Source organism: Buttiauxella sp. 3AFRM03 (genome assembly GCF_003675305.1).
GTDB classification, from domain to species: domain Bacteria; phylum Pseudomonadota; class Gammaproteobacteria; order Enterobacterales; family Enterobacteriaceae; genus Buttiauxella; species Buttiauxella ferragutiae.
The window spans coordinates 1223794-1235797 of sequence record NZ_CP033076.1 but is presented as its reverse complement, the minus strand read 5'-3'; the positions used below and the strand labels follow the sequence as shown (position 1 = coordinate 1235797).

Here is a 12004-nt window from a genome sequence, read left to right as displayed (position 1 = left end):
GGAGACACGATATGTGTGCCACGCATCACCATCGTTCACACATATTGTGTTCGCAATGCGACTTACTGGTCGCTCTGCCTGAATTAGACGACGGCCATAAGGCCGTCTGTCCTCGTTGTGGAACCACGTTGCAGACTCAGTGGTCCTCAGCGCGACAACGCCCTACAGCTTATTCGCTGGCAGCTCTGTTTATGTTGCTACTGGCGAATCTATTTCCTTTTATTAGCATGAAAGTTGCCGGTATCAGCAGCGAAGTGTCGCTGCTTGAAATTCCTGGCGTGTTATTTAATGAAGATTACGCAAGCCTTGGCATGTTCTTCATGGCTTTTGTGCAAGCGGTGCCCGTGCTCTGTCTGATCACCATTTTGTTACTGGTTAACCAGGTGGCGATGCCCCTTGCGCTTAAAAAGTGGCTGGCTCGATTCTTCTTTCATTTAAAATCCTGGGGAATGGCGGAAATCTTTCTTGCTGGCATCCTGGTGAGTTTCGTCAAACTGATGGCTTATGGTGACATTGGCGTAGGAAGCAGCTTTATTCCCTGGTGTTTGTTTTGTGTGTTGCAGTTACGCGCTTTCCAGTGCGTGGACCGGCGCTGGCTATGGGATGATATTGCCCCTGAACCGGTCATTGCGGCACCGCTGAAAGTCGGTGTATCAGGCATTCGCCAGGGGCTGCGCTCATGCCCGTGCTGTACCGCAATCGTCCCTGAAGATCAGGAAATTTGCCCGCGTTGTGAAACCAAGGGTTATGTGCGTCGTCGCCATAGTTTGCAATGGACAGTCGCTCTGTTGCTGACTTCAATTATGCTTTATCTACCTGCGAACATATTACCCATCATGATTACCGAAGTACTGGGCAGCAAAATTCCCTCAACGATTATTGCCGGGGTAATTTTGTTGTGGAGTGAAGGTTCTTATCCGGTGGCCGCGGTGATTTTCATCGCCAGTATTTTGGTTCCAACACTCAAAATGTTAGCCATTGCATGGCTATGTTGGGATGCAAAAGGTCACGGGCAGCGTGACAGTGAAAGAATGCACTTGATCTACGAAGTGGTCGAGTTTGTTGGACGCTGGTCAATGATAGACGTATTCGTCATTGCAGTTTTATCGGCGCTGGTGCGCATGGGAGGATTGATGAGTATCTACCCGGCAATTGGTGCCGTTATGTTTGCATTAGTAGTTATTTTGACAATGTTTGCAGCGATGACCTTTGACCCTCGCTTGTCCTGGGATCGCGCACCGGATTCAACTTACGAGGAGTCTTCTGAGCATGGAAAATAAAAGCGGGGAAGCAAAAGTTACCAAGGTCAAAAACTGGTCCCCAGTGTGGATTTTCCCTATCGTCACCGTACTTATTGGCGCATGGATCTTGTTCTATCACTATAGCCATCAGGGACCGGTCGTTACGCTAATTACCACCAATGCCGAGGGTATTGAAGGCGGGAAAACTACCATCAAAAGCCGAAGCGTGAATGTTGGCGTGGTGGAAAGTGCGGTGTTGTCTGATGACTTACTGCACGTCGAAATCACTGCACGTCTGAATTCCGGGATGGAAAAACTGCTGCATAAAGATTCGGCGTTTTGGGTGGTGAAACCGCAGGTCGGGCGTGAAGGTATTTCAGGGCTTGGAACTTTGCTTTCCGGCGCTTATATCGAGCTGCAACCGGGTACTAAAGGGGGAAAAAGCAGTAAGTATGACTTGCTGGATGCCCCGCCTCTGGCCCCACCTGATGCGAAGGGTATCCGCATTACGCTTGAGAGTAATAAGGCAGGGCAGCTTGCACCGGGCGATCCGGTACTGTTCCGCGGTTATCGCGTTGGGTCAGTGGAAACCAGTACTTTTGATGCGGCAAAACGTAGCATTAAATATCAACTCTTTATTAGTGCGCCTAACGATCGCCTGGTCACCACCAATGTGCGTTTCTGGAAAGACAGCGGTATTGCCGTTGATATGTCTTCCCAGGGGATGCGTGTGGAAATGGGCTCGCTTACCACGCTGTTTAGCGGCGGTGTGAGTTTTGATGTGCCAGAAGGTTGGGAGCTTGGCAAGGCCGCCGCACCTGGTAGTGAATACAAGCTATTTGACGACCAGAAAAGCACCCAGGACTCCTTGTATACCGATCACATTGATTACCTGATGTTCTTCAAAGATTCCGTCCGTGGCTTACAGCCAGGTGCGCCTGTTGAGTTCCGTGGCATTCGTCTGGGAACCGTGGCGAAGGTGCCATTCTTTACCGCAGGTATGCGTCAGAAAATTAATGATGACTTCCGTATTCCAGTATTAATCCGCCTTGAGCCTGAACGTTTACAAAATCTCGTCGGTGATGATGTCCGAATTGAGGACAATATGGCATCGCTGATTAAACGCGGTTTGCGGGCCACGATGAAAACCGGCAGCCTGGTGACTGGCGCTCTGTTTATCGATCTTGATTTCAACCCTAAAGCTCCGCCGGTGACCGATTTGCCGACCTTTGATGGGTATCCAATCATTCCAACGATGAGCGGTGGTTTGGCGCAAATTCAACAACGTTTGCTGGAGACACTGGATAAGATTAATAACTTGCCATTGAATCCAATGATTGAAGAGACAACCAACTCGCTTGCTGAAAGCCAACGAACCATGAAGCGCTTGCAGCAGACGCTGGATAATCTGAATAAGATTACGTCGAATAAATCAATGCAATCGTTGCCTGAAGATATGCAGACAACGCTACGTGAGCTCAATCGCAGCATGCAGGGCTTCCAGCCAGGTTCTGCGGCTTACAACAAGATGGTGGCCGATATGCAGCGTCTTGATCAGGTGCTGCGCGAACTGCAACCTGTGTTGCGCACGTTGAACGATAAGAGCAATTCGCTGATCTTTGAAGCGAAGGATAAAAAAGATCCCCAGCCGAAGAGGGCACAATAATGAAAAAATGGCTTCCGATAATTGCAGCTCTTGTTTTGACGGCCTGTAGCAGCGATCCGGGAAAGACGTATTATCAGCTGCCTCAAAGCTCAACGCCTGCTATGCAGGCTGTGAGCCAGTCTGGCAGCCGTTTATTATGGGTGGAGCAAGTTGCGGTTCCTGACTACCTCGCCGGAAACGGCGTGGTTTATCAGACCAGCGATGTGCAATACGTGATTGCGACCAACAATTTGTGGGCAAGCCCGTTAGACCAGCAACTACGTAATACTCTGGTCAGTAATCTGAGCAGCGCATTGCCAGGTTGGGTGGTGGCTTCACAACCGCTCGGTAGCGTTCAGGATACGTTGAGTGTCAACGTGACGGGTTTCCACGGTCGTTATGATGGCAAGGTCATTGTGAGCGGTGAATGGTTGCTTAACCACGAAGGGCAGTTGACTAAACGGCCATTTCATCTTGAGTTAAAACAGCAAGCTGATGGTTATGATGCGATGGTGAAAACTTTAGCTCAGGCCTGGCAACAAGAAGCGCAAAGTATTGCCGGTCAGTTAACACGCATTAATTAATCACTTCAGTAGCACAAAAAAGCTGCGCCATTCGCTATCAACGCGGGCGCAGCTTTTCTTTTGGCATGAGCTCGTTACCAGTCATTGTTCACACTTTTTTCTCAAATCGCATCACATGTAGCTCACAAATATGACATTGGCGTGAATTTTGCGCATTGACGGTGGCGTGTTTTGGAGGTATTCGTTATATGTGGTTGCACGTTTTGTGGCCACTGTTTTCTTTCCACCAGATTAAAGAAATGAGGGAAACGAGGCATGAAGAGACAAAAACGAGATCGCCTGGAACGGGCTCATCAGCGTGGTTATCAAGCAGGTATCGTCGGACGCTCCAAAGAGATGTGTCCTTATCAGACACTGAATCAGAGGTCGTACTGGATGGGAGGCTGGCGAGAAGCCATGGAAGACAGGGCGGTTACCGCGTAATCACTGTCTCTTTAGAAAAAGAAACCTCCGCACAGCGGAGGTTTCGCGTTTATACCCGTCATCTTTCAAGCCGCAGGGGTGTTGGCTGCAACTTGAATGCTAACGGGTATAGAGGGCTAGAAAGCAGTGGTATCTTTGAACAGACCCACTTTCAGATCGGTAGCGGTGTAAATGACACGGCCATCAACCAGTACTTCACCATCTGCCAGGCCCATGATCAGGCGGCGATTGATGACGCGTTTGAAATGAATACGATAGGTAACTTTCTTCGCAGTTGGCAGAATCTGACCCGCGAGTTTAACTTCACCCACACCCAGAGCACGACCTTTACCTTCACCACCGAGCCAGCCCAGGTAGAAACCGACCAGCTGCCACATCGCATCAAGGCCCAGACAACCAGGCATTACCGGATCGCCGATAAAGTGGCAGCCAAAGAACCACAGATCAGGATTAATATCTAATTCTGCTTCAACGTAACCTTTATCGAAGTTACCACCGTCTTCGGTCATCTTGACCACGCGGTCCATCATCAGCATGGATGGCGCAGGTAACCGTGGGCCTTCAGCGCCAAACAGTTCTCCACGACCAGAGGCAAGAAGATCTTCTTTTGTATAGGATTCGCGTTTATCTACCATGTTTACAGTAAGCCTTTTTATAATGAAGCACGCATGTTAGCTAACACGTGTACGCTCAACAAGTCCGATCAGTTTGGTGTGAACCAGTTGAGCCAACGCAGTGGCCATGGATAACGGTGCCGAATATCTTGCGCCGATGCCTGAGCTATCCGCTCTTGTACCGCACGCATGAGCGTATTTTGCCCCTCACCATCCCAGGGCAGATTTGTTAATAATGGTAGCGCATCAGTGACATCGTCGATGGCCCAAATCGTGAATTGTCCTTGCTCCACAGCATCCAGAACATCCTGGTGCAGGCACAGGTGACGAATGTTGGACAGTGGGATTATCACGCCTTGCTTGCCGGTGAACTCACGTTCCTGGCAGATGTGGAAGAAACCTTCAATCTTCTCATTTAGGCCTCCAACCGGTTGTACGCGCCCGAACTGGTCGACTGAACCGGTTACTGCGATGTGCTGATAAATTGGCACATTCGCCAGCGCACTGATTAATGCGCACAGTTCCGCCATTGAGGCGCTGTCACCATCAACTTCACTATATGACTGTTCAAAAGTCAGAGATGCAGAGAAGGGGATTTGCTGATCGAGCTGCAATTCAGACATCAAAAATGCCTGCATGATCATCATGCCTTTCGCATGAATATTGCCACCCAATTCCGCTTTGCGCTCAACGTCAGTGAATTCACCATCACCCACATGAACGACGCAACTAATTCGAGAAGGCTCACCGAATGCGCGTGGATGACCCGGGAATTCTATCACTGACAATGCGTTAATTTGGCCAACCATCTCACCTTCGGTTTCAATCAGGATTTGCTCAAGCAGAATTTCATCCTGCATGCGCTCAGCCAGATAACCTTCACGCCATTCACGCTGCGCCAGCATTTGTGTCAGTTCAGCTGCGCTGAAGGTTTCGTCTTCCGTAAATGAGGCGACTTCGCGCAGTTGGCGGCCTATCCACGATGGACATAGCGGCAGTGTTTCCTGGTCACCCGTGTAGCGTACAGCTTCACGGATAAATGTAGTCCAGGCATCCGTTGCAGGTGCGGGTAGCGATTTAGATTTCGCAACGGCGTAAATCCACTGACACCACAATGCCATATCATCGGCGGAAGTAATTTGCAGGTTTTCTTCAAATTCGCTGTAGATTGCGCAGGTCGCCAGCTCTGGTTCCATATCCTGGAAGTCAGCCAGAGATTCACGTTCACCCACCAGGACCAATTTCAGGCTCAAGGGTAACGACGGGATGCTAACAGGCAACGGCCGTGTTTCGTCAGGTGAGATCCAGTCAAAGCGGCCCTGAATGACCATCTGCTTCAGACGTAGCCATAGCAACGGTTGTGCTAACACACTACGCAACGACAGCACCAGAATGCCACCGTTTGCCTGGTGAACTAAACCCGGAGTCAGTGTGATTTCCCCGGCAAACTGGCGAACACAGCCAAATAATTGCTCAGCTTCAATCCAGTCAGCTACGACGACCTCGGATTGACCAGCAAAATTGTCTTCAGCAGATTCAGCCGGGCGTAACGTGATACGCGAGCCTTCGATCAGATAATGTCCGCCGGTCAGTGTGATATCCGGAGACCAGCATTCGCGCGCTGCGTTAGCAATAAGATTAAGGTATTCGGCTTCTTCAGCGGCTTTTACCAGCATCAGATCGGCCGAGGCTACCGGTTGGCTGAGCTGCATCAGTCCATAAGTCAGACGAGGTTGCACAGCGGAGAAAGGGGCAGTTTCGGAATCATAAGGCTGTGCGAAAATTTCCTGATAACTTTCGGTATCAGGTACAAGAGCACGCCATTCAAGTCGATTAGTCGTCAAAGTCGCTATTTATTAATTAGATGTCAAAGGCGCGATTATACAAGAATAGGCGAAGCAGCACACGGTTTATGCGGAGCGGCAAGTTTACTTAGCTCACAGCTTTCATTTTTCAGGTAAGCGAAAATAAAAAAAACTGTTATTCTGAAATGAGTTACACGGTCACACTGAGACAACAATGAAATATCAACAGTTGGAAAATCTCGAGAGCGGCTGGAAGTGGAAGTATCTGGTTAAAAAACACCGTGAAGGCGAGCTTATCACGCGTTATATCGAGGCGAGTGCTGCGAAAGAAGCCGTTGATGAACTGCTACGCTTAGAAAATGAGCCTGTGCACGTGTTGAGCTGGATAGAGCAGCATATGAATCCAGAACTCCGCAACCGCATGAAACAAACTATCCGCGCACGTCGTAAACGGCACTTTAATGCCGAACATCAACATACGCGTAAAAAGTCCATCGACCTTGAGTATCTGGTCTGGCAGCGGTTAGCAGGGCTTGCTCATCGGCGAGGGTGCACTCTCTCAGAAACTATTGTGCAATTGATTGAAGATGCTGAGCGTAAAGAACAATACGCCAATCAGATGTCTTCTTTGAAACAAGATCTTCAGGCAATGCTCGGCAAATAATAGAGCGCAGTTGAGTTGATGCAGTGATTCATTTTGCTTTTCTGTTCCAGAACATTAAAAACAAAAAACCCCGCCGAAGCGGGGTTTTTTTATAACGGTAACTTATGCCGCAGGCTGAGTTACAACGTCTTTGATACCTTTAACTTCGATCTCTACGCGACGATCTGGAGCCAGGCAATCAATCAGTTTAGCTTTAGGAGCTACGTTATCACAGGTGCTGCCAGTAACTGGGTTAGATTCGCCCATACCGCGTGGGGAGATCTTGTTAGCTGGGATACCTTTAGAGATCAGGTAATCAACAACAGACTGTGCACGTTTGTCAGACAGTTTCTGGTTGTACTGGTCTGAACCGATACGGTCGGTGAAGCCCAGAACTACAACAGAACCATCTTTCGGGTCGAGGTTGCTCAACTGAGTATACAGTTGATCCAGTGCCTGCTGACCTTCTGGTTTCAGAGTTGCTTTGTTGAAGTTGAACAGAACATCAGACTTCAGAGTGAAGTGCTTAGTCTGTACTTCTGGAGCTGGAGCTGGAGCCGGAGCTACAACTGGAGCTGCATCATACTGGCCGAAACGGTAAGAAACACCCAGGCTCAGCATGCCGTTGTCTGGACGAGTACCAACGGTTTGCGCATCACCGATGTTGCTAACCCACTGGTAATCCAGGCGAGTTGCGATATCACGGGTGATTGCGTACTCAAGACCAACTGCTGCCAGCGGGGAAACGCCAGTGTCGTGTTCGCTGCGGGTAACGCCAGTAGAAGCGTAGTTACCTTTAGCGTCTGCACGCCATACCATACCACCCAGACGAGTGTAGATATCCAGATCGTCGTTGATTGGGTAGCTCAGTTTAGCAGCCAGTTGAACGCCTTGCGCTTTGAAAGCACCGTTATCAACGCTGCCCTTGTAAGGCATACGACCTAACCAGTCGTAACCCATTTCGAAACCAACGTACGGGTTAACCTGGTAACCACCGAATGCACCAGCACCCAGTTGGCTGCTGTGAGTTGGGCCATTGTTGTTCTGGAAACCGTTTCCGTAGAAACCGGTGTCGTGGAACTGGGACCAACCCAACTTACCACCTGCATACCAGGTGTTATCTTTCGGTGCGGCCTGCGCTACGGTAGCGAAGCCAGCCAGTGCCACTGCAATCGCGATAGCTGTCTTTTTCATTTTTTGCGCCTCATTATCATCCAAAAAGGCCATGAGCTTTAAAATCGCTCTAAAGCCCAGGGTTAAATCCTTCGCCCGAGTTTATGCTCACTTGTTACTCTACCGATCAATCGGTGTTATGGAAGAGCAACCCTGGCGAGCTAAAGTCTACAACGTAGTTGAAAACTTACAAGTGTGAAGTCCCTCAGGCATATGAAAAAAAACGATTTGAGTACACACTTTTTAACAACTTTGCGCGAAAAATAGGCTTCTTAAAACTGGCGGAATGCCGCCTGGAGCGGCTTGCAGCGGGGATTCTTCATAATTCACAATGAATTGTCAGCAGAGAAGAAAAAGTTCCAGGATTTCTCTTAAATTTACTTAATGATACAAACTAGAATGAATTTTTAGACCACTTCGTGGTCGACATCCTGTTTTTGAGGTACGAGTTGGACGCATAATAAAGCCAATTGCCTTACCTATTTCAGCTGCTGATGATAGCTGAAAATGCTCTTCGTCGGTCAATTCTTCCGGTAACCAACCAATAACAACACTGTAATTTCCTGTCTGCAATGCTTTTACCATAGCATCTACGGTAAAAAGTGGATCTAACTGGCTTACCTGCATCACTTTTGTCAGCGGAAGACCAGCTGACTGCACCCACTGACGACTCAATTTCTGTTGTGGCGTTAACCACAACTGCCAGCGAGATTGCTGACCAAGCTGTTGCAGCAAGGGCAGCAACACTAACTGTGTAATCCAGGGCTGATCTTCGCTGTAGATCACTTCACTGATCAACCCTTTAATGTTGTTACCTGCTGATGACTGAGCCAATGAAGACGCAGAACCTGGAACAGTGGCAACGTGAGTTAGAACGTTATGTGATTGCATAGTTAATCCCGCCTGATGGGTTACTGTATGAATATACAGTAATGCCAGTTCGGACAAAGATCAATCTAAATTTCGGAAAGCATATCGCAATTTCGACATGTAAATCTGCGGAAAGTAAGAATGTGATTGCCGTCGCTCATCATGTTACCTATTTTCATATTACTGGATGCAGTTACACATTGTGATGATATGTTATGGATTGATATTTAAGGATATATTCATGAAGAGCCGGTCTTATGCAAGGATTCATCAATCAAAAGAATATCTAGCGCCATTAGGTGATATAAATTATCGCTCGCTATTTGGTGGCTATAGTTTGACCGTCGAAAATGTGGTGTTTGCCATGGTTTCTGAGGGAGAATTGTATCTACGTGCCTGCGAACAATCGGAAGTTTACTTTGTTGCAAGAGCGTCAGAGTCTCTGGTTTATAACAAACGTGGACGAGCCATTGCGCTCAATTATTATCATGTCGATGAAGGACTGTGGCGTGATCGGCAAAAGCTGTTGCAGCTTTCAACCGATGCATTGTTTAGCGCTCGCCGTGAGAAATCTCGCCTGAAGGCGCAACAACGTCTCAAAGATTTACCTAATTTAACTCACAGCCTGGAGATGATGTTGTGGGAAGTCGGGATTGCTGACGTGCGCACCCTTCATGCTTATGGTGCAAAACGGTCGTGGATAAAACTGAGACATTTGAAGAAAGGGCTAGGGGTACAAGTCTTGTTGGCTTTAGCAGGGGCTATTTGTGGTGTTCATGAAGCCGCACTCCCGGCGGCAACGCGCCGGGAGTTGGTCGAGTGGGGGCATCTTTACGCGCAACGACACACCCGTTAAGTATGTTGCTGCGACACAAGTTGTTGGAGACGTGATATTTCTGGTAACAGCGCAACCAGCAGGCCAATTTGTTGAAGCACTAACGGCTCTTTGCTATCCGACTGTGGCTCAAGCGAGGTTATACGCTCAGTAAGCCCATGCAGCGCCTTGTGCACCCGTGCTTCATCGGCAGGCAAATGATGAAGGGCATCATCGACATAACACACCGCATCATCAAGCAGCAGTAAAATATCTTCGTTGGTCAGTTGTTCGCGGTGCGCACCTAACGCTGAAATATAGCTGTTAAATGTGTGATTTAGGCATAGCAAACGAAATGCAGTCTCTTGCATCTCTCGCGAAACGCGCGGCTCAGATGACATGTTGGACACCACAGATGCCAGTTCTGCATCTTTGTTATGTGCATCCCGGCGCGCGATTCGATATTCAACACGATTATCCCGGCCTTGATGGTATTGCTCAAGAATCGCATCCAGATAGCGGCAGTTCGCATTAAATGCGCGCTCAACAACCAATGGTAGTCGACGGAAACGCCAGTCCGGCCAGATGAAACTCACCGCAGCCCAGGCGATAGCACATCCCAGCAGCGTATCGAAGATACGAGGCATAGCGACTTCAAACCCTTCACCCAGCAAGTTGAAACACAACAACACCAGTAACGTGATAAACATGGTGGCATGTGCATATTGCACATTGCGAAAGGCAAAAAAGAGCACGCCAGTAATCACGATTAAGACAAGCTGGCCTTCAATTGACGGTACAAAGTACAACACCGGTAGCCCTATCGCCACACCCACTAAAGTACCGATGATACGCAATGCTAAACGTCGACGAGTGGCATTGTAGTTAGGCTGGCAGACAAACAGGCTGGTCAGCAGGATCCAATATCCATGTTTTAGCCCGGTAAACTGTATGAATGCGTAGCCGACGCAAAGCACTACCGACATACGAACCGCATGGCGAAATAACGCTGACTCCGGTGTTAAGTTGCGTTTCAGACGCTGCCAGACATCGCCAAAGCCGGTAATGCGATCATCCGCAAGGCGGTTTTCGATATCACTGTGAGGTGCGGCAAGAGCTTGCTCGGATTCAATTGTCGCTAATTGCGCATCGATGGCACGCAAATTACTCACCAGGAAGCCAAGCGCTTTTAATTCACCAGCCAGATATTGGTCGGCATTCAGTCTTTCAATCGCCGCATCAAGATGCGTAAACGCACGTTCAAAACGTGGGTCGTGCTGGTATTTCTCGCGTAATAAAATTGAGCGCGAAAGTTGCAAGCAAGCCTGGGACTGCATAGTTAGCAGTCGTTGAAAGCGGAACATAATATCGCTGTAGCGGAATTTATCGCGTAGCGCCTGGTACTGGATATGCGAAGAGCTCGCGCGCTCGTGAATGTCCTGCGCAACAAAATAGTAATGCAATGTACGACGTGTGCCGCGTTGTCCGCGATCTCCGCGTAAACGAGTCAAGAGTGAGCCTTTGGTCTGATTGAGCATCGTGACCAGTTGACTGTTGGCCATCGCAAGCTCAAGCATGGGGGCCTGGTTTTCTTCTTCAATGTCGGGGTCGAACAGCATGGCTTTGACCTCGAGATAACGTGCGAGACTTTCATAGCACCGCGCCAGGTTATCTTGAAGAGGCCGAATAGGGAAGATTAGATGCCCGGCAAGTGTCAGCACGTTGTACCAGATAGCGCCAGCCAACAGCAGTGTTGGTTGTTGATACCAGTGCTCGTATAAAGAAATACCGAGCATGGTATAAATGGCGATAAGTAGCGCCCCGAAGGCAATGGTGGCGTAACGCTGGCCCAGTCCGCCCAACAGAATGAACCCGCTAGTGGAAACCATTAGCCCGATGCCAAAAAAGATTGGCCACGGGTACAACAACTCAACTGATGCTGAAGCAATAAAGAAACTAATCAAAGTAATCAGCAGATTACGCAAACGCCCGGTGAGCCGGTCATCCAGGTCTGCGAGTGCGGCGGCAACTACGCCGAGCGTTAAGGGGATAGTCAGCTTAACGTCACCCAGCCACCAGGGGAGGGCAGCAGTGCCCGTCAGTGCGATGAAAATACGCAGGTTATAGAGCCAGGTGCTGTTCCAGGTATAGCGGCGCAGAATTGGACTAAGCATTAATACTCACTATCCTTG

The 12004-nt window shown here is 49.0% G+C and carries 11 protein-coding genes; 6 read left to right on the top strand and 5 right to left on the bottom strand.

Going from position 1 to position 12004, the window contains the following annotated elements:
• Positions 1 to 11: 11 nt before the first annotated feature.
• The 4 genes from pqiA to rmf all read left to right on the top strand — a co-directional run bounded on the left by pqiA (position 12) and on the right by rmf (position 3893).
• Positions 12 to 1280, top strand: a complete 1269-nt coding sequence (gene pqiA / locus D8682_RS07435) for a membrane integrity-associated transporter subunit PqiA (RefSeq protein WP_064548167.1) — start codon at positions 12 to 14, stop codon at positions 1278 to 1280.
• Positions 1270 to 2907, top strand: coding sequence for an intermembrane transport protein PqiB (gene pqiB, locus D8682_RS07430; protein ID WP_121813939.1), 1638 nt, complete (start codon positions 1270 to 1272; stop codon positions 2905 to 2907). Before pqiA ends, pqiB begins: the two co-directional genes overlap by 11 nt.
• Positions 2907 to 3470, top strand: coding sequence for a membrane integrity-associated transporter subunit PqiC (gene pqiC / locus D8682_RS07425; protein ID WP_064548163.1), 564 nt, complete (start codon positions 2907 to 2909; stop codon positions 3468 to 3470). The genes pqiB and pqiC overlap by 1 nt, the downstream gene beginning before the upstream one ends.
• A gap of 255 nt (positions 3471 to 3725) precedes the next feature.
• Positions 3726 to 3893, top strand: a complete 168-nt coding sequence (rmf, locus tag D8682_RS07415) for a ribosome modulation factor (RefSeq protein WP_034456319.1) — start codon at positions 3726 to 3728, stop codon at positions 3891 to 3893.
• Positions 3894 to 4009: 116 nt separating this feature from the next.
• Here the strand turns inward: rmf and fabA are convergent, their stop codons facing one another.
• Entirely contained in the window at positions 4010 to 4528 is a 519-nt protein-coding gene (fabA, locus tag D8682_RS07410) for a bifunctional 3-hydroxydecanoyl-ACP dehydratase/trans-2-decenoyl-ACP isomerase (RefSeq protein ID WP_034456318.1), read from the bottom strand.
• 68 nt (positions 4529 to 4596) lie between these two features.
• Complete coding sequence (locus tag D8682_RS07405; protein ID WP_121813938.1) at positions 4597 to 6351, bottom strand: Lon protease family protein; 1755 nt, start codon at positions 6349 to 6351, stop codon at positions 4597 to 4599.
• A gap of 175 nt (positions 6352 to 6526) precedes the next feature.
• On the opposite strand from D8682_RS07405, the gene matP reads away from it, so the two are divergent.
• Positions 6527 to 6976 (top strand): macrodomain Ter protein MatP, encoded by a 450-nt coding sequence (matP, locus tag D8682_RS07400; protein WP_064548160.1) that lies wholly within the window; start codon positions 6527 to 6529, stop codon positions 6974 to 6976.
• Positions 6977 to 7078: 102 nt separating this feature from the next.
• On the opposite strand, the gene ompA is transcribed toward matP, so the two are convergent.
• Positions 7079 to 8149, bottom strand: coding sequence for a porin OmpA (gene ompA / locus D8682_RS07395; RefSeq protein ID WP_121815658.1), 1071 nt, complete (start codon positions 8147 to 8149; stop codon positions 7079 to 7081).
• Positions 8150 to 8509: 360 nt separating this feature from the next.
• A complete protein-coding gene (gene sulA, locus D8682_RS07390) occupies positions 8510 to 9019 on the bottom strand; it encodes an SOS-induced cell division inhibitor SulA (protein ID WP_121813937.1) in 510 nt (169 codons plus the stop codon).
• 220 nt (positions 9020 to 9239) lie between these two features.
• Between sulA and D8682_RS07385 the strand changes: the two genes are divergently transcribed.
• The gene (locus tag D8682_RS07385) at positions 9240 to 9854 is read left to right on the top strand and encodes a TfoX/Sxy family DNA transformation protein (RefSeq protein WP_064548155.1); all 615 of its coding nucleotides are present in this window, start codon (positions 9240 to 9242) and stop codon (positions 9852 to 9854) included.
• Here D8682_RS07385 and yccS read toward each other — a convergent pair.
• Positions 9851 to 11986 (bottom strand): YccS family putative transporter, encoded by a 2136-nt coding sequence (gene yccS / locus D8682_RS07380; protein ID WP_121813936.1) that lies wholly within the window; start codon positions 11984 to 11986, stop codon positions 9851 to 9853. The genes D8682_RS07385 and yccS overlap by 4 nt on opposite strands.
• Positions 11987 to 12004: the final 18 nt, after the last annotated feature.